Source organism: Vibrio sp. D401a, from assembly GCF_030248515.1.
In the GTDB taxonomy this organism is placed as follows: domain Bacteria; phylum Pseudomonadota; class Gammaproteobacteria; order Enterobacterales; family Vibrionaceae; genus Vibrio; species Vibrio rotiferianus.
The window spans coordinates 148,011-169,911 of sequence record NZ_JAHGAI010000034.1; the positions used below are offsets into that span (position 1 = coordinate 148,011).

The 21,901-nt window shown below is 46.0% G+C and carries 24 protein-coding genes; 9 read left to right on the forward strand and 15 right to left on the reverse strand.

Features of this window, described 5'->3' with window-relative positions:
• Positions 1 to 59 precede the first annotated feature (59 nt).
• Positions 60 to 1,391: a ferric reductase-like transmembrane domain-containing protein gene (locus KIV41_RS13710; RefSeq protein ID WP_252042484.1), complete on the reverse strand. Its 1,332-nt coding sequence runs from the start codon at positions 1,389 to 1,391 to the stop codon at positions 60 to 62.
• Between the two features lie 212 nt (positions 1,392 to 1,603).
• Here KIV41_RS13710 and blaCARB point away from each other — a divergent pair, with 212 nt between their 5' ends.
• From blaCARB to KIV41_RS13725, 3 genes are all read left to right on the forward strand, one after another.
• Positions 1,604 to 2,455, forward strand: a complete 852-nt coding sequence (gene blaCARB, locus KIV41_RS13715; protein ID WP_252042482.1) for a CARB/PSE/RTG family carbenicillin-hydrolyzing class A beta-lactamase — start codon at positions 1,604 to 1,606, stop codon at positions 2,453 to 2,455.
• 129 nt (positions 2,456 to 2,584) lie between these two features.
• The gene (locus KIV41_RS13720; RefSeq protein WP_005435424.1) at positions 2,585 to 3,100 is read left to right on the forward strand and encodes a TetR/AcrR family transcriptional regulator; all 516 of its coding nucleotides are present in this window, start codon (positions 2,585 to 2,587) and stop codon (positions 3,098 to 3,100) included.
• Between the two features lie 2 nt (positions 3,101 to 3,102).
• Positions 3,103 to 4,152, forward strand: coding sequence for an alcohol dehydrogenase family protein (locus KIV41_RS13725; RefSeq protein WP_306309781.1), 1,050 nt, complete (start codon positions 3,103 to 3,105; stop codon positions 4,150 to 4,152).
• 107 nt (positions 4,153 to 4,259) lie between these two features.
• Here the strand turns inward: KIV41_RS13725 and KIV41_RS13730 are convergent, their stop codons facing one another.
• Both KIV41_RS13730 and KIV41_RS13735 read right to left on the reverse strand, forming a co-directional pair.
• Complete coding sequence (locus KIV41_RS13730) at positions 4,260 to 4,832, reverse strand: GNAT family N-acetyltransferase (protein ID WP_252042481.1); 573 nt, start codon at positions 4,830 to 4,832, stop codon at positions 4,260 to 4,262.
• A gap of 7 nt (positions 4,833 to 4,839) precedes the next feature.
• Positions 4,840 to 6,003: a MerR family transcriptional regulator gene (locus KIV41_RS13735; RefSeq protein WP_252042480.1), complete on the reverse strand. Its 1,164-nt coding sequence runs from the start codon at positions 6,001 to 6,003 to the stop codon at positions 4,840 to 4,842.
• A 193-nt stretch (positions 6,004 to 6,196) separates the two neighbouring features.
• Here KIV41_RS13735 and KIV41_RS13740 point away from each other — a divergent pair, with 193 nt between their 5' ends.
• Complete coding sequence (locus tag KIV41_RS13740) at positions 6,197 to 6,850, forward strand: DsbA family oxidoreductase (protein ID WP_045394676.1); 654 nt, start codon at positions 6,197 to 6,199, stop codon at positions 6,848 to 6,850.
• A 70-nt stretch (positions 6,851 to 6,920) separates the two neighbouring features.
• Here the strand turns inward: KIV41_RS13740 and KIV41_RS13745 are convergent, their stop codons facing one another.
• From KIV41_RS13745 to KIV41_RS13765, 5 genes are all read right to left on the reverse strand, one after another.
• Positions 6,921 to 7,319 (reverse strand): NUDIX domain-containing protein, encoded by a 399-nt coding sequence (locus tag KIV41_RS13745; RefSeq protein WP_045394678.1) that lies wholly within the window; start codon positions 7,317 to 7,319, stop codon positions 6,921 to 6,923.
• A gap of 19 nt (positions 7,320 to 7,338) precedes the next feature.
• Complete coding sequence (locus KIV41_RS13750) at positions 7,339 to 7,854, reverse strand: GNAT family N-acetyltransferase (RefSeq protein WP_285336681.1); 516 nt, start codon at positions 7,852 to 7,854, stop codon at positions 7,339 to 7,341.
• 127 nt (positions 7,855 to 7,981) lie between these two features.
• Entirely contained in the window at positions 7,982 to 8,344 is a 363-nt protein-coding gene (locus KIV41_RS13755) for a VOC family protein (RefSeq protein WP_045394680.1), read from the reverse strand.
• A gap of 115 nt (positions 8,345 to 8,459) precedes the next feature.
• Complete coding sequence (locus KIV41_RS13760; RefSeq protein WP_285336682.1) at positions 8,460 to 9,866, reverse strand: cytochrome-c peroxidase; 1,407 nt, start codon at positions 9,864 to 9,866, stop codon at positions 8,460 to 8,462.
• 345 nt (positions 9,867 to 10,211) lie between these two features.
• The gene (locus tag KIV41_RS13765) at positions 10,212 to 10,364 is read right to left on the reverse strand and encodes a hypothetical protein (protein WP_005426336.1); all 153 of its coding nucleotides are present in this window, start codon (positions 10,362 to 10,364) and stop codon (positions 10,212 to 10,214) included.
• A gap of 271 nt (positions 10,365 to 10,635) precedes the next feature.
• Here KIV41_RS13765 and speG point away from each other — a divergent pair, with 271 nt between their 5' ends.
• Positions 10,636 to 11,166: a spermidine N1-acetyltransferase gene (speG, locus tag KIV41_RS13770; RefSeq protein ID WP_010452814.1), complete on the forward strand. Its 531-nt coding sequence runs from the start codon at positions 10,636 to 10,638 to the stop codon at positions 11,164 to 11,166.
• A 47-nt stretch (positions 11,167 to 11,213) separates the two neighbouring features.
• Here the strand turns inward: speG and KIV41_RS13775 are convergent, their stop codons facing one another.
• From KIV41_RS13775 to KIV41_RS13790, 4 genes are all read right to left on the reverse strand, one after another.
• Positions 11,214 to 13,370 carry a prolyl oligopeptidase family protein gene (locus tag KIV41_RS13775; RefSeq protein ID WP_285336683.1) on the reverse strand — a complete coding sequence of 719 codons (2,157 nt, stop codon included), beginning with the start codon at positions 13,368 to 13,370 and terminating at the stop codon, positions 11,214 to 11,216.
• 176 nt (positions 13,371 to 13,546) lie between these two features.
• Entirely contained in the window at positions 13,547 to 15,118 is a 1,572-nt protein-coding gene (locus KIV41_RS13780; RefSeq protein WP_285336684.1) for an ABC-F family ATP-binding cassette domain-containing protein, read from the reverse strand.
• Between the two features lie 342 nt (positions 15,119 to 15,460).
• Positions 15,461 to 15,856: an SAM-dependent methyltransferase gene (locus KIV41_RS13785; RefSeq protein WP_285336685.1), complete on the reverse strand. Its 396-nt coding sequence runs from the start codon at positions 15,854 to 15,856 to the stop codon at positions 15,461 to 15,463.
• 8 nt (positions 15,857 to 15,864) lie between these two features.
• Positions 15,865 to 16,755, reverse strand: coding sequence for a DMT family transporter (locus KIV41_RS13790; protein WP_285336686.1), 891 nt, complete (start codon positions 16,753 to 16,755; stop codon positions 15,865 to 15,867).
• Between the two features lie 114 nt (positions 16,756 to 16,869).
• Here KIV41_RS13790 and KIV41_RS13795 point away from each other — a divergent pair, with 114 nt between their 5' ends.
• From KIV41_RS13795 to KIV41_RS13805, 3 genes are all read left to right on the forward strand, one after another.
• Complete coding sequence (locus KIV41_RS13795; RefSeq protein WP_285336687.1) at positions 16,870 to 17,463, forward strand: TetR/AcrR family transcriptional regulator; 594 nt, start codon at positions 16,870 to 16,872, stop codon at positions 17,461 to 17,463.
• A gap of 59 nt (positions 17,464 to 17,522) precedes the next feature.
• Complete coding sequence (locus tag KIV41_RS13800; protein ID WP_032802781.1) at positions 17,523 to 17,774, forward strand: DUF6482 family protein; 252 nt, start codon at positions 17,523 to 17,525, stop codon at positions 17,772 to 17,774.
• 155 nt (positions 17,775 to 17,929) lie between these two features.
• Positions 17,930 to 18,355, forward strand: coding sequence for a universal stress protein (locus tag KIV41_RS13805; protein ID WP_009706243.1), 426 nt, complete (start codon positions 17,930 to 17,932; stop codon positions 18,353 to 18,355).
• Positions 18,356 to 18,420: 65 nt separating this feature from the next.
• Here KIV41_RS13805 and KIV41_RS13810 read toward each other — a convergent pair whose 3' ends face one another.
• The 3 genes from KIV41_RS13810 to KIV41_RS13820 all read right to left on the reverse strand — a co-directional run bounded on the left by KIV41_RS13810 (position 18,421) and on the right by KIV41_RS13820 (position 20,255).
• A complete protein-coding gene (locus tag KIV41_RS13810; RefSeq protein WP_045421989.1) occupies positions 18,421 to 18,639 on the reverse strand; it encodes a hypothetical protein in 219 nt (72 codons plus the stop codon).
• A gap of 118 nt (positions 18,640 to 18,757) precedes the next feature.
• A complete protein-coding gene (locus KIV41_RS13815) occupies positions 18,758 to 19,510 on the reverse strand; it encodes a DeoR/GlpR family DNA-binding transcription regulator (protein ID WP_252042466.1) in 753 nt (250 codons plus the stop codon).
• Positions 19,503 to 20,255, reverse strand: coding sequence for a glycerophosphoryl diester phosphodiesterase (locus tag KIV41_RS13820; protein ID WP_285336688.1), 753 nt, complete (start codon positions 20,253 to 20,255; stop codon positions 19,503 to 19,505). The genes KIV41_RS13815 and KIV41_RS13820 overlap by 8 nt, the downstream gene beginning before the upstream one ends.
• Positions 20,256 to 20,485: 230 nt before the next feature.
• Between KIV41_RS13820 and ugpB the strand changes: the two genes are divergently transcribed.
• Positions 20,486 to 21,793, forward strand: coding sequence for a sn-glycerol-3-phosphate ABC transporter substrate-binding protein UgpB (ugpB, locus tag KIV41_RS13825; RefSeq protein ID WP_285336689.1), 1,308 nt, complete (start codon positions 20,486 to 20,488; stop codon positions 21,791 to 21,793).
• Positions 21,794 to 21,901 lie beyond the last annotated feature (108 nt).

Sequence of the window (21,901 nt, forward strand, 5' to 3'; positions counted from 1 at the left end):
CGAAATTGAGGCTTAAAAAGCTCACCGCTGAGCTAACTTATGACTAACAATCTTGACACTTAGCGCATAATAAACAGCTCTTCGTGATAACTCTGCTCAATATTAAATTGATACGCATCTAGCTCTTTTTTCAGTGTTTTTGAGAAAGCTTCTGGTCCACAGAAGTACATTTCATACTGGTTCAAATCACCACACTGAGCCGCAATACGTTCAGCATTCAAACGTGGCGATTTCATGGTATCTATCACATGCAGTTTGACGCTTGCTTGGTGCGCTAAGTGCCAAAGTTCATCGACCAACTGGCCGTCGATACCACGACTGCAGTAAAACAGATGAACATCGCTAGTTTGCGCTTGCACTTTCAATGCTTCCAAAGCGGCAAAGAAAGAAGCAATCCCTACCCCACCAGCAATCCAGATTTGAGGTTTCTCTAAATCAAATTCCAAACGTCCGTAAGGCCCCTCTACCATTACCGCATCGCCCGCTTTTACGCGCTCATACAAGCCGGTAGTAAAATCGCCTAGCTCTTTGATTAGGAAACGTAATTCATTGCTTTCACTGCCAGAGACGATAGTGAACGGATGGGCATCTTCATCACCAAAACGTAAGTAAGCAAATTGCCCCGCCTTGTGCCCTTGCCAAGACGCATTTGGTTTAACGACCAATTCCATCACTTCAGCTTGAGGGAAGTAACGTGTCGACGCCACAACCGCAGAATGTTTATTACGACGACCAACGAAGCCAAACAAGCTGTAGAGCGCGGCAATCGAACCGACGACGGCAAACCCAACAGTAAGATAGTAAACAGGCTCGCCCCAATACGCGCGTTTGAGCAGCAGTACGGAGTGAATCGCGATCAGCAAATACGCCACCGACATAAAGCGGTGCGATAGTTTAAAGGGTTTGTACTTCACTGCGCCCCATAGAGAAACCACCAGCAAAACCAACAGCATGTAGAAGCCCCACTCACCCATGCCTTGAGCAAGATCGCGCAGACCATGAATCCAAGCCTCGATTCCAAAGAGGTTACCCTCAGGCCCTGCACCTGTGTGTTTCTCTGGTCTTGCTAATACACCAGACATGACTAGCCATTTCGGCACTTGATACCAAAGCCAGTGCGCCAAACCTAATGCAACGCCACCAATGCCGAGCCATTTGTGCACTCGATACGCTTTGTCCATGCCATGTAGCCAGTTTTCAACCACAGGAAGGCGCATTGCCAACACCATGGTTATCGACATCAGCATCAAAGACAGAATGCCTGAATATTGGATCATGGCAGATCGCCATTCAAAGACATTGGTAGAAGACAAAAGCTGCGGTTCCATCGCAAACCATAATACGGACATCGCGGCGATCATTGCCCAGATGATATTGCGGAATGTTTTCATGATTGGTTACTCGGTTAATCGACAATTTTACTTTAGCGCTTCACATGTAAAGCAACGTCAATAAGAGTAAAAGCGGGTAAAGCTCGACATATGCAAGGATTCCTACAGAAAAAAGACAAGAATCTAACAGTCATTAGAGTATTCACTCGTTATAGTTCCGGCTAAATTCGCCAAGGTGCGAACTGGAATAAATAACACTAAGAAAATCAATAATGAAAAAGCTATTTCTGCTACTCGGATTGTTAGTCTGTTCGAGTGCAACGTACGCCGCCAAACTGAATGAAGACCTCTCCGCAATTGAAGACCACATAACGGGTCGCATTGGCGTTTCTGTTTGGGATACACAAACAGACGAAAAGTGGGATTACCGTGGCGACGAGCGCTTCCCAATGATGAGTACCTTTAAAACGCTGGCGTGCGCGACCATGCTGAAAGACATGGACAGCGAAAAGCTTGATAAAAACGCCACCGCGAAAGTCGAAGAGCGCAACATGGTGGTGTGGTCACCTGTCATGGATCGAATGGCAGGCCAAACTACCCGTATTGAACATGCCTGTGAAGCCGCAATGCTGATGAGCGATAACACCGCCGCCAACATTGTTTTACGCAGCATTGGTGGCCCGCATAGTGTAACCAGATTCTTGCGTTCTATTGGTGACAAGGCCACTCGCCTTGACCGTTTTGAACCAAGATTGAATGAAGCAAAACCTGGCGACAAGCAAGATACAACAACGCCTAACGCCATGGTAAACACTCTACACACCCTGCTAGAAGGTGATGCACTCTCTTACGAATCACGTATTCAGTTAAAGATTTGGATGCAAGACAACAAAGTCTCCGATTCTTTGATGCGATCTGTGTTGCCAAAAGGCTGGTCGATTGCCGATCGTTCAGGTGCTGGCGGGTTTGGCTCGCGTGGTATCACGGCGATGATCTGGAAAGAAAACCATAAACCGGTTTACATCAGCATTTACATTACTGAGACCGATTTATCGTTGCAGGCGCGCGACCAAGTCATCGCTCAAATTAGCCAGTTGGTGTTGGACGAATACAAAAATATTTAGCGCTAACTTGATGATTTAAAACGGAGCTTTCGGGCTCCGTTTTTTTATGTCTGCGATCTTGGTTGACACAGGTAGAACGATCGCTTTACCCTAAAGGTAGAACATTCATTCTACCCATGAGAAGACGCTATGTTGAAAGAACAGATCGCCGCCAGTTTAGAGCAAGCTTTTAGCGAGCTTGGATTTGCCGAGCCGAGTGTGGCACAGCTCAAGACGGCCTGTGGTGTTAGCCTACGTACCTTGTACAAGCACTACCCTTCTAAGGAAGACATGATCGTGGCTGCGTTAGAACACCGCCACCAGCGCTACTTAAACTTCCTGCTGGATAACTCGCCACAAGCCGGGCTAGAAGCGACTCAGCACGTATTCAACAAGCTCAAACAATGGATGGAAGACTACGCACCGCATGGTTGCATGTCGATGAACGCGATTGCGGCATTTCCCGAGCACGACATCATCAACCAAACCGTGAAAGCGCACAAAGAAGACGTTCGACAATTTTTGGGTAAACAGAGCCTTCGCCAAGACCTCGCCACGCAGCTTTTCTTATTGCACGAAGGTGTCTCCAGCGCTTGGCCAGTACTGGGTAACGAGGCTCTGAACTCTGCGCAACAAGCTGTTTTAAGATTGCTAAAGGAAGATTAATCATGACAACACTACCAACCACAATGAAAGGTGTTCTATTGACCGGTCACGGCGGACCAGAAATGTTGGAATACCGCCAAGATATTCCTGTCCCAACGCCAAAAGAGAACGAAGTGCTGATTCGTGTATCCGCAGCAGGCGTGAACAATACCGATATCAACACGCGTATCGGCTGGTATTCAAAAGGCGACAACGATAGCGAGGACGCAAGTTGGAGTGGCAATGCACTGGTTCTTCCACGCATTCAAGGCGCTGACGTCTGTGGCGAGATCGTTGCCGTGGGTAGTATGGTGCGTGAAAGCCGCATAGGTGAACGCGTGCTGATTGAACCTTGCTTGAGCGATGTAAATGGCGAAACCATTAATCCACCTTGGTACTTTGGCTCAGAATGCGACGGTGGTTTTGCAGAATACACCGTGGTCTCAGCTAAGCACGCCTACCAACTAAAGACGGATTTAACTGACGTTGAACTTGCTTCTTTCCCATGTTCGTACTCAACGGCAGAAAACATGCTCACGCGATCTCGTGTTGCCAAAGGAGATCGTGTCCTGATTTCTGGTGCTTCCGGTGGTGTGGGCTCTGCAGCGATTCAACTCGCCAAAGCGCGCGGTGCCAGCGTTATTGCCATTACAAGTCCAAGCAAAAATGAACAAGTTCTGGAGTTGGGCGCAGATGAAGTCGTGCCACGTAATGCAAATCTTGTTGAAGCGCTTGGCAGTAACAGCGTCGATGTGGTGATTGATTTGGTTGCTGGCGACCAGTGGCCACAGTTCCTTGAAGTGTTGCGCCCGAAAGGTCGTTACGCGGTATCAGGTGCCATTGGCGGTGCGATGGTTGAGCTAGACGTTCGCACTTTGTATCTCAAAGATCTCAGCTTCTTTGGTTGTACTGTCCTTGAGCCTGAAGTGTTTGGAAACTTGGTTCATCATATTGAACAAGGCAACATCAAACCATTAGTCGCACAGACATTCCCACTGGAAGACATCAACCAAGCGCAAGCGGCATTCCAAGAGAAGGGCCACGTAGGCAAGATGGTTCTTACCGTGAAGTAATTAGCTACCTCTACACTGATAGAGCATATTAATAAGCCCCTCTGCAAGTTCTTCGCAGAGGGGCTTTTTCGTTCAGGTTAGATCAACAATTGCCGGAGCTTAATGGGTTACCAGTAAGCAGGAGTATCCAAACCTTGCACACAAGAGGATGTGCCTTGGATTGGCGTCAATTCACCTACAAGTGATTGTGCCAACCAACCATGTGGGAAGCTCAAAGTATGAGGCGCTTTGAATTGCGCTTCCGTCACTTGTTGGAAACCAACGCGCGAGTAGAAGTTAGGGTCGCCGTAGGTAAACACCAACTCGAAACCTTGCTGTTTCAAGTGTTCAAGGCCAAAGTTGATCAGGGCTTGTCCTACGCCTTTCCCTTGGCACTCTGTTAGTGTTGCCATTGGCGACAATAAGTAACCCACTTCACCATTCTCAAAACGTAGCGGTGTAAACAACACGCCTGCAATCAAGCGCTCATCTTGTTTCGCAACAAAGCCTTTCAATTCTTGCTCTGGCGTTGTAGTTAACAAATCGCCGACGAGTAAGCCAATGGTTTTGCCTTCTGCTTCACCTTCAGAATCAGAAAAGGTTTGAGTAAACAAAGCGATCATCTCGCTGCTCATAGCTCTCTCATATTGAGAAAGTGTGTAGTTAGATTTTTGAGTATTCTGATTTGTTGTTTCGTTCATTTTTCTATCAATCTTTTTGTAAGATATACATCTGATACGCCACTTCATTACCACGGCGTTTAACGATATCTAATTCAACTTGTATGTCTTTTAATGCTTGTGATGCTGGCATCTCAGCTTTCAAACTTTGCACACGCTCATCTAAAGGAGCGTAGTAGTTATCCCATGCCTGTTGGCTAATTGGGAATGTATCTAACACTCGGTAGCCTGCTGCTTTCGCCTGCGCAATACGCTTCTCGACACTGCCCACATCTGGGTATTCTTTTTGCCAGAACGCCACCGTATCTTCGCTTGGTGTATCCGTGTTCCAAACCAAATCGCTCACCACTAAGATACCGCCGTCTTTAAGCAATGGGCGCCATGCTTTGAATGCGTTCTCCACACCCATGATGTAAGCACTGCCTTCTGCCCAAATGACATCAGCCGAGCCCTCTGCAAATGGCAGTTCTGTCATGCTCGCACACACCGTGGTGATATTGTCATTTAAGCCAAGAGCCTCCGCTTTGTCTTGTAGGCGTTGCAAAGACGGCTCGTCGTTATCGACCGCAGTGATGTGTGCATGTTTTGCCAAAGTACGAGTCGCAATGCCCTGCCCGCACCCGATTTCCAATATTTCATCAGGTTGAGTTGGTAATAGGCTCAATGCTTTCAACGTATCTTGCTCTGAACCAGGCCCCCAAAACTCCAAGGCTTCATATACGCGAAAGAAGTCCGCCATGTAGTCGTCGTGAGTATTCATATCTTTTGATAACCAACGTAAGTGAAGGGCTTCTTTCTCGCTAAAACCTTGCGTCATCAGCCATTTAAAGTGCGCATCCGGCGCGACTTCATCCAACGATTCATGCCAATCGGTTAACGGTGTTTCACCCAGCAGCGCTGCCAACAGCTGTCGCGATTTCTGCTTTTGCTCAATCTCTTCATCGAGCTGTTTGAGTCTTTCCAACATCAACTGTCGATCTACTTTGGCTTCCAAACAGGCTTTACACTCCTTGAGCGTCAGTCCGCCACTCTGCAATTGCTGGATCAAACGCAAGCGTTGTAGATCCGCATCGCTATACGCGCGGTAGCCGTTGCTTAACCGTTGCCCTTTGATGAGCTCAATCTTCTCGTAATAGAGCAATGTGGTGCGAGACAAACCCAGCATTTCTGCCAGTTCCGATATCCGATACATGTAATTTTCCTCAGCGCTGATGAAAGCATCTTAAACTGTAGAGTTATAGACAGGTCAACATGAATTGTAGAAAAAGATACGCTGAAAGATAAAACGCGGTGAGAAAGCATCAGGTTACTAAAAGGTAACTGGTTGAATTCACACTCTTGGTCTCCATATCCATTTTATAACTCGAAAAAGTAAGGTCTGTTTTATGGAATCAGTAATCAAAATCGACGTAGTGTCGGATGTGGTTTGCCCTTGGTGCATCATCGGCTACAAACGCTTAGAACAAGCAATTCAAGAGCTAGGATTGGAAGATAAAATTGAGTTGGAATGGCAACCGTTCGAATTGAACCCAAACATGCCAGCAGAAGGTGAAAACCTACGCCAACACCTAGCGAATAAATACGGGACAACGCCGGAAGACAGCGTTCGTGCACGCGATAACCTGACTAATCTGGGTAAAGAAGTGGGATTCGACTTTGACTACTTTGATGACATGAAGATGGTTAACACGCGAGATGCACACGTACTGCTGCAGTGGGCAGAGCAATTTGGTAAGCAAACTGAACTGAAGTTAGCCCTGTTCGCGGCCTTCTTTGGTCAACGCAAAGATGTCTCTGACCGAAACACACTGGCAACGATTCTGACTGACATTGGTTTAGATGCAAATATGGGCATCGCCACCCTAGACGATGCAAGTAATGCTGACTCTATCGAGTATCAAGAAAGCCAATGGCATCAACTTGGCGTGAGCTCAGTACCAACAGTGGTGTTCAATATGGAAAGTGCAGTGACAGGCGCTCAACCAGTTGAAGTCTACAAGCAGATCCTAAGCGAATACGCAGAAAAACTGACTAAGTAAAAGCTCATAAGAAAACGCCCACAATACGGTCGCATTGTGGGCGTTTTCGTATTCTGCTAGAGGTTTAGTGTTATTTCACTAATCCTTGTTCAACCAAGCTTGGGAACACCTCATTGCGGAAAATCGTGCTTATGGCGATGTCATCCACGTTTGAAGAATCTACCCATAGGCACTCTTCGATTTCGTTACTGGCAACCACCTCGCCCGAATAATCATTAACGAAGAACACATCCATGACCAAAGTAATGCCGTCTTTATCGTGTGCAGGCGCTTCAAAGCGACCAAACAGCGTCAATGCATTTTCCTTCACGGCAATGCTCACTTCTTCTTGAAGTTCGCGACATAACGCTTGCTCTGAAGTTTCGCCACTATCCAGTTTTCCACCCGGCGCATAGAAGGTGTCTTTGCCTTTTGAGCGCAACACTAACAACGCGCCGTCTTTGATGATGATACCTGCTGATTTGTGCATCTTGCTTTCCTTCTAGGCGCTAGAGAAACTTCTCGATCATGACTTCATTGATGTATTGGCCGTCAACCTTGGCGTGCTTCTTAGCGGTACCAATCACTTCAAAGCCATGTTTTAAATACGTAGCGAGCGCGTTGGGGTTGTCCTCTCGGACATAAGCAAACAACTTTTCATAGCCTTTGGATTTAGCATCAGCAAAGGTGGCAGTAAACAGCGCTGAAGCGACACCTTGTCGGCGACATTTGGCATCGACGAACGTACCGATAATGCCGACATGCGCGAATGCCTTGGTATAACTGGCAAAAGGTTCTACGTTTTGGAAACCTAGCACGGTGCTATCTTCCTCATCCGCTTCTTTTACATTCAATGCCACATTGAACACACCCGTTTCAGGAAAGCTTTCAATGAAGCCTTCTTCCTCTTCTGGGGTGAAGGTGGTATCAAGGATCGTGTATAAGCCCTCTTCTATGATGGGATTGAGAACTTCGGTAATGCCTTGAGCGTGCTGTTTTTTTGCCTTTGTGACGACAACTTTCATAGTATTTTTCGTTCTTTTTATAGGGATGAAATAGGAGCTCGATTATCTTCTATCTTGATCGTAAAACCAATGACCTAGCGATCGTTCGATCAGTAAATACCCACTGACTCATCCTATAGTTAACGTCCTATAAATAAACCACCGCTTCGATGTTGTTACCATCGGGATCATAAAAAAACGCTGCGTAGTAATTTGGCGCATAGTGTTCACGCAAACCTGGCTCACCATGACAAGTAAACCCAGCCTCAATACCCGCTTTATGAAAGGCCTCAACGGACGCTTTGTCATTCGCTTTAAACGCAATATGGCAAGGGGCACTTTGGCCACCCTTTTCTATCAGGAAGCGCGTATTGGCTTCACCAACTAATCCAAAGCCTGCCGCTGCTTCGTCTGACCATTTTAGTTCGATGCCCAAAGGGGTAAGCACCTTGGAATAAAAAACGACACAAGCATCAAAATCCACAACCTTAATTTCAAAATGATCAATCATATCTATCCCTACTTGATTGAATTTGTTCCATAAAAAAGACCACCTTAATCAAAGGTGGTCTCGATTGCGAAGTCTATTGTTTTATCGGTGACAAACTTGTCGGTAATGCCTCAGCTTAACTTAAAGGGCGGCCTTCATAATCGCCCGTCAGTGTTTTCAAGAACGCTTTGATGGCTTCCACTTCTTCATCCGACATTTCCACTCCGACTTGGTATTTACCCATGTCGTAGATGGCTTTTTCTAGCGTATCAGCATGTCCATCGTGGAAGTATGGCGGTGTCAGTTCAATGTTACGCAAGGTTGGCACTTTGAACTTGTGCTTGTCTTCTTTGTTACCAGTGAAGTTGTAACGACCAAGGTCTGCGTCCGTCATGTCAGTACCACGTTCAGCAAAGTAATCCGCTTTCATACCCATGGTTTCAAACGTTTCCCCACCCATCGCTTCACCTGCGTGACAGGTTTGACAATCGTACTTCTTGAACAACATCAAGCCGTATTTCTCGTGCGAGTCCAACGCTTGAGTATCACCCATCATGTATTGGTCAAAGCGGCTGTTTGGTGTGGTTAGGGTTTTCTCAAACTCGGCAATCGCATCCGTGATGTTGTTGCCATTAATCTCACCTGAGTAAACCTTTTTGAACATCGCAACCATTTCTGGATCTTGGCTTAACTTATCGACGATTTCATCCCAATCCATAGAGCCCATTTCAATCGGGTTAAACGGAGGACCACCCGCTTGGTCTTGCAGATCGGCAGCACGACCATCCCAGAATTGCAGCTTGTTGTACACAGCATTAAACACGGTTGGCGCATTGATGCCACCCACTTGGCCATGAATACCAACAGATGTTACGAGTCGGTCCACGCCGCCTGTATCAAGGCTATGGCATGACGCACATGAGACACTATTGTCTCCTGATAGTCGCGTGTCGTGATAAAGCACCTTACCCAGTTCAGCCTTGTCTGCATCGGTTTCGAACGTGGTGTAAATTGGTTGTAGAACTTTGGTTTTACGTTCTTCAGATACCGGAGACTGTGCATGACGCTCTGCACGCTTCTCACGAATCCACTTCAATAAGGTGTGTTTTTCGTCTTTCGACATGCTCGCTGACCAGTGCATAGTCAGGTAGATCGCTGGCGGCATTGAGTCGTCGTAAAGCACCTTCTCAAGACGAGCAAGTGCCACTTCAGAAACAGGATCATTCTGCTTCACGTCATCCAGCAAGTTGGTCATGTCAAAGTGACGCATCGCCACCTTCACATCTGCTTCCATAATTTGTTTCGCCACTGGCATTTCAGAATAGAAAGGCATTTCACTGTTCGGCGTATGGCAGTAGCCACAACCTTTATCCGCCAATACCTTCATCGCTTGATAATCCAGTGTCGATTGATCTAACGAACTAAATTGCGTCAGATTTTGTTGAGCCACTTTTTTATCGTCTTGGTTCACCATATAGACAGTACCGAAGTACGCCACCAAGCCAACTCCTACAATCCCTAGCGTTATTTTCTTTTTATTCATCACTGTTCCCCTTAATCAGTTGCGGCGAAAGTTATTGAAATGAAGCAACTTTTAAAAATGGGAAAAAGGAATTGAAATTAATCGAATATTTAGATGAGTAGCTTATTTAACATCTAACATTTTCTAAATCAGTTACTTGTAGATAAAAGTGAAAAACACAACATAAAAACAACAAGTTAAAAGTGGATCTTTTCTTGATATGAGTCAAAAATGGTGGGAGAGAAAATATATAACTGGGATTAATTGAAATTGATCAAAAATAAATCAGAGCGGATTAGATAAGGAATTATAGACACAAAAAAAGGCAGCTCATGAGCCACCTTTTTTGTAAGTCAGCAAATTAAATTATGCTTTCTTAACATCTTTAGCTGGGTAAGTCAGAGTTGCTTCACCAGCTTGAACGCGTACGTAGAAACCGCCGCTGCTCAGACCTGTAACAACCATTTCACCTAGATCGATACCTTTAGTAGCTACTACTACGTCACCGATTGAAAACATATTTAATACCTTGTTTATGTAGATTATGACCTTAAGTCGTTGGCGGTATTTAATCTGAAATTACCCCCTTAACCTAATCAGGTTTTTTGTCGTTATGATTAACTTTTATTATCGCTCTAAGCCTTGTTTTTATTGGTTTTATCAGAGCTTGATGGAGATCGCTTTTACGCATTGCGACTTACATAAGTAAAGGGGAGATTTCCCCCTAATGAGCTAAGATGGAGGAGTCATAATTGCCTTTGATTATGCTTTTACTCTCTGGAGATAAACGATGAAAAATGGTCTTACTATTCGTGCATTAGAACGTTCAGATCTGCGCTTTATTCACGATCTTAATAACAACCGTAATATCATGACGTATTGGTTTGAAGAGCCATACGAATCGCATGATGAATTGGAAGAGTTGTACCAAAAGCATATTCATGATGACGCTGAGCGTCGCTTTGTCGTGGAAGATGAACACGGCGTATTAATTGGTTTAGTAGAGTTAATCGAGATTAACTACATTCACCGCAGTGCGGAATTCCAAATTATAATCGCACCAGATCATCAGGGGCGAGGATATGCCGAAGAAGTAATCCATCGTGCTTTAGACTATTCATTCTCCATTCTCAATCTTCATAAAATCTATTTGCTGGTCGCGTTGGACAATGAGAAAGCGATTCACCTATACCAGAAATGTGGCTTTATTGAGGAAGGGCATTTGGTACAAGAGTTCTTTATCAACGGAAGCTACCGCGATGTAAAACGCATGTATATCCTGCAAGAACAGTATCGAGCCAAACTGGTAAGCAACGAATGAAAAAACGCAGCCTACAGGCTGCGTTTTTATTTCAGTTTAAGCCTAACTTACAGCTTTTCAACGCCCATATTGAACAAAGTAAAGCTGTAAACATCGGCAGTTTTCTCGATAACCTTGCTAGTCGGTGTGCCTGCACCGTGACCTGCATTGGTTTCGATTCGAATCAAAGTTGGGTTTGTACCCGCTTGTTTAGACTGTAGCTCAGCCGCAAATTTGTAAGAGTGCGCTGGCACCACTCGATCATCGTGGTCACCCGTTGTTACCATAGTTGCAGGGTATTTAACGCCGGCTTTAACATTGTGTACTGGCGAGTAACCTTTGAGGTAATTGAACATCTCTTTACTTTGTTCTGCTGTACCGTAGTCATAAGCCCAGCCCCCTCCTGCCGTAAAGGTATGGTAGCGAAGCATATCCAATACACCCACTGCTGGCAGTGCCACTTTGAACAGCTCTGGGCGCTGCGTCATCACCGCACCAACAAGTAAGCCACCGTTCGAGCCACCGTTAATCGCGAGCTTATCTGACGAGGTGTAGTCTTTATCGATAAGGAACTCAGCTCCGGCAATAAAGTCATCAAACGAGTTTTGCTTCTCCAACTTGGTGCCGGCATTGTGCCACTCTTTGCCGTACTCACCACCACCACGAATGTTCGCAACAGCATAGATACCGCCCATTTCCAACCATGCCGCTCGGCTTGGGCTGAAGTAAGGCGTCAGGCTGATATTGAAACCACCATAACCATATAAGATCGTTGGCGCAGTGCCGTCCATCGGCGTGCCTTTTTTGTAGGTGATGATCATAGGAATCTTGGTGCCATCTTTCGACTTATAGAACACCTGACGAGATTCAAATTGTGCAGGATCGAATGGTGCATTCGATTTGTGGTAAACCTCGCTGTCACCCTCTTTGATGTCTAGGCGATAGGTCGTGCTTGGCGTCTTGTAGTTGGTGAAAGAGTAGTAAACTTCAGCGTCTTCTTTCTTACCCCAAAAGCCGTAAGCACTGCCGATGTCTGGTAGCTTGATTTCGCGAATGAACTTACCGTCCATATCGTACTGTTTGACCATCGAAAGGGCATCAACAATGTAGCTTGCGAACAGGTAACCGCCTGCAGTTGATGGGCTAAGCACATTTTCAGTTTCAGGAATCAAATCTTTCCAATTCTTCGGCTCAGGGTTGCTCGCATCCACCGTCACCACGCGTTTGTTTGGTGCATCTAAGTTGGTGACCAAATACAACTTGGTGTCTTTGCTATCAATCACCCAAGTATCAGAATTGGTGTCATCCAAAATGGTTTGCAGCGGACTGTCTAGCTTGGTCAAATCTTTGAAGAACAGCTTATTGCCAGACGTTGACGTACTTGCTGAGATAAACAGGTAACGTTGGTCGTCCGAAGTGTAACCACGAACGTATCGGTGCTTCTCTGTCTCTGTACCACCGAAGATAAGCTTGTCTTCACTCTGCTTAGTGCCTAGCTCGTGATAGTAAAGCTTGTGTTGGTCGGTTTTTGCCGAAAGCTCACTGCCTTCTGGCTTGTCGTAACTTGAGTAGTAGAAACCTTTGTTCCCCAGCCAATTCACGCCACTGAACTTAATATCCACTAACGTCTCACCGACAGGCTTTTTGGTTTCAGTATCAAGCACAATTACTTTGCGCCAATCGCTACCGCCTTCTGAAATACTGTAAGCGACTAAAGAACCATCTTTAGTGAAGCTCACATTCGCCAGCGAGGTCGTGCCATCTTCGCTAAAGGTATTTGGGTCGAGGAAGACTTCTGGCTTGCCATCATCAAGTTGACGGTAAAGCACATCTTGGTTTTGCAAACCGTCGTTCTTGTAGAAATAGGTGTATCTACCTTCTTTGAATGGTCGCCCTAACTTCTCGTAATCCATCAACTGAGTTAAGCGTTCTTCAATCTGGTGACGATAAGGAATTTGCGCCAAGTAATCGAACGTGACTTGGTTCTGCGCTTTGACCCAGTCAGCGGTTTCTTTACTGCGGTCGTCTTCTAACCAGCGGTATGGGTCACTGACTTTGGTACCAAAATACTCATCCACCACATCGACTTTCTTTGTCGTTGGGTACTTCACCGCCATTTTGTGTACGTGTTCAACCAATTCCTTTGTTGAGTCTTCGGCATAAGCTCCCGGTAATACGCCCGTCATCGCAAACGCGGTCACCAGTGCTAAGGTTTTCTTTTTCATAGACTTCCTTTTCTGTTTTTGTTTTGTGTAATGCATCAAGCATCTTACCCATATCGAAGTAAGGATTCTAATGGCTTTGAGAAAATTGCTTGGTAAAGGTTTTAAAGTCACCAAAGCCAAACTAGCTGCTTAGCTTCGGTGAGCTTCCTTAATGTGGAGTTATAGACAAGAGCTTGTTAGCTCAGTTCAATGCTTCGAGACACACCCGACTCCGCGGCGAAATCTTGGTCGTGACTGATAAGAATAAAGCCGCCTCGATACGCGCTTAGTGCCTGAGCAAGCATGATTTTCGAATCCAAATCGAGGTGATTATCTGGCTCATCCAAGAGCAACAAAGGCTGCGTTGGTTGATGACTGACAATCAGCATAGCGAGCTTCATTTTCTCGCCGCCACTCAATACACAGCCCAAACGAAACACACTGTCTCGGCGAAAGCCAATGCCTGCGAGTAATGTTCTGGCATCGCTTTCTTTCATCCCCTCACAATGTTGCATCAGGTTTTCCAACATGGAGAGTTCAGGCTGTATCGCACCAAAGTGTTGGTCGAGATAATAAAGCGGCGTATTGATTTGAAGCTCACCACTTTGCAGTAAGAACTCCCCCAAGAGTGTTTTCAGTAAAGTCGATTTACCGCATCCGTTTTTGCCCAACAAATGCAATTTATCATCCGCATGAACTTGCGCAGTGATGGGTTGAGCCGACCCAAATGGCAACACACCTTCTAAGAGCGACACGACTTTTCGCGAGCGACTTTGACTGTCTGCCAAATACAGTTTTTGCCCTTTGAGTTGCTCTTTGCGCACTCGCAAGCTTTGCTCTTTCTCTTGCAGGTGCGCTTGACGAAGTTGCTCGTTTTTATTACGACTAGCGGCTCGGGCTGTGGCTTTATCCTTCATACCATCCAGTAAGATTTTCGGCTGGCTGCCATCCTTTCTCAGCTTGTTCCCTTGAGCCGCCCTTTGTTCTGCTCTCTCCCGATTGCGCTGAGCTTGCTCTTCCAATTGCTTTTTTTGTTTATCGACAGCAGCTAATTGGCGTTCCACCGCTTGTAGTTCAGTGCGCTTTTGCTCAGCATACATGTCGTAATTACCGCCAAACACTTGCAAACCTAAACCGGATAGCTCCCAGATTTCCTCCATTTCGCGCAGTAACTCTCTGTCATGACTGATGAGCAGAATCGCGCCTGAGAAACTGCGCATCGAATCAATCAACCACTGCTTGGCATGCGTATCAAGATGGTTCGACGGTTCATCAAGGAGCAGCAATTCCACTTCGCTGTCGAACAACTGCCACAGCTGTAAACGCGCTAACTGTCCGCCACTCAATTGCGAGCAAGGAAAGTCTGGCTGTGGCGGCAAACCCATGGTTTCTAACTGCTTGGCAAGTTGGAACGGCAAATCCCATTGTTCACCCACCACCTCAAACAATTGCTCAGAGCAATCGCCCATCTCGATCTGCTTGAGCGCGCTTAACACGTTGTCCTTTGCTAAAAACTGGGCAATCGACAGCCCTCCCTCCAACAAGTGAGATGGTTGCTGGCGATACACCGCAAAGGACCTTGGTAAAGTTACTGTACCGCTGGTTGGGGTTTGCTCACCGCTGAGTATCGATGCAAACACCGATTTTCCGACACCGTTGCGTCCGACTAACCCAACACGACGTTTGGTCATAGAACATGAGATTTGCTGAAACAGCGTTTCGCCATTACCAAATTGATGACTGATATTGTAAGCCTGTAAGACTGGCATAATTTGCCTCCTGTATGACAGGGACAACAGCCGTAGCTTGAGATAAATATAGAGATGAGATCGATGCAAATACACGCGCCCATAGAAGCGCTTCAAACAGAAAAACGGTAACTGCAAAGAAATATCGGAAAGTGAGCTACGCCTACTAACCCTGTAAATCCAAAAAATAAAATGAGAGTTGGATGACAGGTTTAGTTGTTCATGTTGGCGTAATCTCCTAAAGAAGTGATGAGCAAAGTCTAAAGGTTTTCTTGTATAAAAAGCAAGCGACTTCTGTCACAAGCCGCTTTCAGACCGAGAGCTCGTTTGGGTGCCCTAGCTTACAAGGGCACAAACCTAGGACTATGCTTCAAAGTAAATCGCCGGTTTGATATCAACCAAAGGCGTGCCGTCCAAGCAGTCCAAACCACGCGCTTTAATTACTCCCTCGTCGATAGACTCAATCGGTAAGACCGCCGCGCCAATAGGGTTTGGTCTGTGCGGCGAACGTAAAGCAAAGGTGCCCTTCTTTCCTTGCAGTATTTCAGGTTGGCGGTTCGCACCAGAAAGCCAATACAGAACCAGTATTTTCTGCCCAACTTCAAGCCCTACAAGCCCTTGGTGATACTGAGATTTAAGTTGAATTTCACACACAGGTCCATCTTGTGGCTGAATGTTATTTGGGCACTGAGAAACCTCAGTATATGGCGTACAAATTTGCCCAATAAACTCAAGTTGCGGGGTTTGATTTGTGTTCATATCAACCTCTATTTTTGTTCTGACTTCATCGCTGAAAAAGCGTAAATGGAAATAGTGACCAAGATGATTGAACCACCAAGAATGCTTGCCATTGCAGGAATTTCATCAAAGAAGATTAAGGCCCAAAGTGGTGCTAGCACGGTTTCAATCATCAGAATCATGCCAACTTCAGGCGCCGTGATGTAACGGGTAGCGACTTGTGAAAGCACACGCCCAAACGGCGCAGTAAACAGCCCCATCAAGCCCATAATCAGCCAAGTATTCGCGCTGTAAGTTGAAGGCGTAGCCCAAAACAGCATTGCTATCGCTAAAAACAGTCCACCAAAACCAACACTTGCCATGCGGCTTACGTGCTGATGCTTACGCAGTTGCACCTGATTGAGCGACAAACACACCACGGCAAACACTGCTAAACCATCGCCAATCCAGTTACCCGATTTAAAAGAACCAGAGACCACAATCGCAATACCTACCATCACAGCAACAATCGCAATCCACGTCGAACGCTGGGTCACTTCACCCAAAAACCACCAGCTAAACAATGCAGCCAAAGCTGGTGCTGCGCTCAGAATCACAAAGGTATTCGCAACCGTGGTTAGCTTAATGCTCATCACTAAACCAGCAGCACTGCCGAGCATCAATAAGCCGGACAACAAGACATGCCAGCCGCTCTCTCTCACCGCTCGAACCAGACCGCGCTCATCGCGAAGCTGGATAAATATTGGCATCGAAATGGCGGTAAATAAGCCAAACAGAAATGCGGTATCCACACCACTCACGCCCGAAAAGCGAATAAAAATTGGGTCTAGGCTCATCAGCAGTGCACCAACCAAGGTGATCACCACCCCGGCAAAGCGTGCGCCTTTGGCGTTTAGGTTATTCATTAATGCCGTCGTCATCGTCTTTGTCCTCAAAAAAGAAATCATACTCATAAGTATGATTTTATAATTTCGGAGTTGTGTCAACAAAAATCATACCGTATAGTATGATTATCAAATCAAGAGAATCTGAGCATGAGCAAGATCGAGCAAAACCGAGAGAAGAAACGCCGAGCTATTTTGGAAGCCGCGAAAGAGAACTTTTTGTCCGAGGGATATGTGTTAGCGAACATGGATAAAATCTCCGCCCAAGCAGGCATGACAAAGCAAACCGTGTATCGCTACTTTCCATCTAAAGCAGCGCTATTTGAAGCAACATTGCGCCAGATAGGTGAAAACATGGATGGTGGCTTCATTAATCACCTACAAGAGGATGACCTGCGAGAAGCGTTGAACTCATTTGGTGAACACTTCGTTTCTTTCCACCTTTCTGATGAGCACTTGGCGACCTTCCGCTTGTTGATTGCAGAAAGTGCTAAAGCGCCCGAGATCACGACGATCTTCCGCGAAGTCGGTCCGGACGATACCGATGCTAAGCTCACTCAGTTCTTCCAAGATCGTTTCGATATTAAGGAACCAGAAACACAGATTCGCCTCTGGACAGGCATGCTACTGTCGATTCGCTCTGGCGTTTTAATGGGAATGGAAAAGCCAACGCAAGCTGAGATAACGGAGCACGTGCAAGAGGTGACTGAGTTTTTGTTGGCAGCAATCGAGCATCAGAAGTGAACTAAAATCCATCGCTCGCCGTAATAGCCAAAGAGTGAAAACACCAATGGGAAACGGCTATGAATCTTTTGATTGAATCGGTCGAGGGTGGTATCTACCTCGCTTACAATGTGGAAAACCATACGAAGTCACTGATATTGAACGAGCACAAAAGCCCGCTCAAATTTGCCAGCCTCTGCGAGGCAAGAGACCACTTTCGAGGAGAAGGATACTCCTCTGCAAAACTGGTTCACCTCAACGCATCCGATGAGATGTGTGGAGAAAGAATACGCTGTGACGTGCCATTAGAGATTGAATTGAGCTGGTACTAGTACCGGCTCTTTTTTCGTCCTCCCCTCTATATCTTCTCGCTCTTAGGTGGGTGATAATTTGCCAAAACTTTGAGCGATTTCGGGATCTTATCAACACATTTTTTGTTAAAGGCGTACTATGCTATTGGTAGTGTATTCCACAAGAGGGCGTGGTTATGAAATACAAACATATCCTAGTCGCACTGGAACTGTCTGATGAGAGTACTGTGTTGATTGACCGAGCGGTATCTATGGCGAGTTATCTCGGTGCCGAGATTTCTTTTATTCATATCGATGGTACTCATGGCGAAATTTATCGTGAGCTTGTCGATATTAAAGCAAACCCAGACCAAAGACCGTTGAATGAACATTCAATGGAGTGCTTGAAGTCCTTTAGCGATTACATGGAGCAGCCATTGAAGCACTTCTTCGTTGGCACGGGTGACTTGGCGGACAAACTGGAAGTGACCATCAAAGAGCAAGAAGTTGATCTGCTTATTTGTGGCCACCATCAAGACTTCTGGAGCAAGATCATTTCTTACTCAAGACATCTGATCAACAAGTCTCCGGTCGATATTCTGGTTGTGCCGATTCACGACTAGTTTGAATGAAGGATCTAAAAAGCCGCCAACGATGGGCGGCTTTTTTGTTGTTCTTGTTGGCTCAATTAAGGCTCTATTTCACCAATCGAATACAGCACCAACTCTTCTGGGTTGTTCCCTTCCCCTAACGAGTGAATGTCTTCCCCTTCTTGCTTCAGCTCATTAATCAGCTTGAGCGCTTTATCTTGCTTCACCCCAATAATGGTTGGCATTTCAGAGGCAGAGACACCAAAACGTGTTGCAATAAGCAAGTTTCTTACTTTGGTTTTATCCGATTCAAACATGGCATGACCTCTTTATTTTCAATCATCTAAGCATAGCGAATCGCGATGAAAAAGCATCACGCAGGTCGAATCAATAACGGATTTTCCTACGAGTTAGACAAGTATGGATAGCAAAAGATCAGTTACTGAAAACACGGTCGAAATAATTGAGTGGCGCCACCTTAGTGTTGGCTCTTCGCTGCCATTTACTCTTGTTCGCCACCAACCACTTTTGTTCGGAGTTGGCTAAAATTGCTTGGCTCACCTTGGCTTCTCTCAATTCATGTTCCATCGCAAACAACTGAGTATCAACTTCAGTGCGACCAAAATTGACCATCTCTGAATGAGGCTGCGCGATTTCGGTGATACCTGCACAGCCAATAATTCCGATGTCTGCAGAAAACTGGCCGTAAAAGTGCTCTGCCGAACCATCCACCACGTCGCGATCGTTAGTACGAATACGACCACCCGGAATCCAAGTTTCGATGTTCTCAAAGTGAGAAAGAATATGCGCCGCTTCGAAGTTATTGGTCACCACACGTAACTCACTGTGATTAGCTAGACGCTCAGCAACCAAAGCAATCGTAGTACCAATACCTAGAAACAAAGTCGTGCCGTTTGGGATAGCTTTGACTACTTCATCGGCGATGATTTGCTTTTCCTGCTGATTGGTGACTTGGCGAGAGGCATAGCTGCGATTGCTCAGAGTCGCAGGCAGCCCGACACCACCATGATGGCGTCGGGTAAGTCCGAGTCGACAAAGTTCATTGATATCGCGACGAATGGTTTGCGTCGTGACTTCGAAACGTTGGGCAAGTTCTTCTATCGAGCAATATTCTTGCTGATGAACCAGTTCAATGATGTTTTGTTGACGGACGTTTAAATTATTCATTCAGTGCGGGTTCTCGTATGGCTGAAGGCACTTTAACTTTATAACGTTGAGGCGTATCTGTAATCATCATATCCACGCCCCAATGCCAATGTGCTTCAACTAATTGAGGAAAGTTTGGTGTATAGCAGAAGAGTTGATAACCATATTGCTTGATTTTCTGAGCTTGCAATTCAGTCAGGAAGCGGTAATCACAATGCACACTGTATGCATCGATATGTTGTAGCACGACAGCGGAATCATCTGGAATCTCCTGCCATAGCTGCCCTCTTCTCACTTCTGGCAGGTAGTTTTTCATCATCATTAAGGCTTCTGTGTTAAAGCTAGAAAACAGAATCGCGTCCGCTTCTACACCTAAATGTTCAATCACCTGCGCAACCTTTTCGCACAACAGATCGATTTCGTCACCAGTGTAAACCTTCAACTCAATATTGAGCTTCACACCCGCTCTTGAAGTCAGCTCAAGCGTCTCTTCTAAACTTGGGATAGGTTCGCCTGCGAAGTCATCACCGAACCACAAGCCTGCGTCGAGTGCTCTCAGCTCCTGCCAAGTCAGAGCTTTGACTTTACCTCGACCATTCGTGCAGCGGTTGACCGTTTTGTCATGGATGACGACAGGAATGTTGTCCGCACTAAGCTGAACGTCGATTTCAATCCATTCACAACCAAATTCAATGGCGCGTTGTATTGCCAATAAAGTGTTTTCTGGAGCCAAACTGGATAAGCCGCGGTGTGCTGTTATTTTCATTTTTTATTCCGTCTTTTTCATTTGTTTTCAAATGAACTATCTCAACCCTCAATGACGCTTTGATTACAAAATGGTGACGAAAACAATGTTCAAATAAGTTCATTTTTTTGTAACTAGAACGTCATTTGGCTCATTTAATGTTCATTTGAATTTTTTGGAGCGGATTCATAATCAAAATGAACATTCGCAAGGAAACACCTGTTCAAATCATCCAATGAAAAGGAATCATTATGGCTATTAAACACCTCGCCGGACTTGCAATTGCAGCGGCATTCATCAGCACGCAAGCACAAGCAAAAACAGAGGTTGAGTGGTGGCACGCGATGGGCGGCGCACTAGGTAACAAGGTTAATGAAATTGCGGCAGACTTTAACGCAAGCCAATCAGAATACGAGATCAAACCGGTTTACAAAGGCAGCTACGCAGAAACAATGACCAGTGCTATCGCAGCGTTCCGAGCAAAAGAGCAGCCAGCGATTGTACAAGTATTCGAAGTGGGTACGGCGACCATGATGGGCGCAGACAAAGCGATTTATCCTGTTTACCAATTGATGGAAGACACCAAAGAATCGTTCAACCCTGATGATTACCTTGCAGCCGTAACGGGTTACTACACCACCAATGAAGGCGACATGCTTTCCCTGCCATTTAATAGCTCTACGCCGGTGCTTTACTACAACAAAGACATGTTCGCAAAAGCTGGCGTAGCAAACCCACCAAAGACATGGAAAGAGATGGAAGAAGTTTCTCGTAAGCTGCTGGCATCCGGTGCGAAGTGTGGTTTCAGCACAACGTGGCAATCATGGACGCAAATCGAAAACTTTGGTGCGCGTAACAATGTTCCTGTTGCCAATAACAACAACGGCTTTGCTGGCTTAGACACTGAGTTTAAGTTCAATGACTCTGCGTTTGTTCGTCACATTGATCAAATGGGCAAATGGTCGAAAGAAGGTATCTTCAAATATGGCGGTCGCCAATCTGATGGTATGCCACTGTTCTACACCCAAGAGTGTGCAATGACTATGGGTTCGTCGGCAGGTCTGGCTGGCATTAAAGAGAACATGAAAGACGTTGATATTGGCGTAGCGCAACTGCCTTATGATTCCGAGATCGTCGCTAAGCCACAAAACACCATCATCGGTGGTGCATCACTTTGGGTACTTCGTGGTCATTCAAGCGAGGAATACAAAGGCGTGGCGAAGTTCTTCTCTTACCTTTCTAGTGCAGAAGTCCAAGCAGATTGGCACCAGTTCACTGGTTACCTACCAATCACTAAAGCAGCTTATGAGCTAACGAAAGAGCAAGGCTTCTACGCTAAGAACCCAGGCACAGATACAGCGGTTCTACAAATGACGTCAACCGAGCCGACAGAAAACTCGAAAGGCATTCGCTTCGGTAACTTCCTGCAAACACGCGACATCATCAACGAAGAGCTAGAAGCAGTGTGGGCAGGCAAAGCAACGGCGCAAGCTGCACTAAACAATGCGGTTCGTCGCGGTGACGAGCAGCTACGTCGCTTTGAGCGCACACAGAAGTAACGAACATTAATAACGAACAATGCTGCGCTGAGTCTTATTCGAATCACCGCTCAGATACGCACTCTCCCCGCCCATCTTGGGTGGGGAATTCGTTCACACACCTTGCCT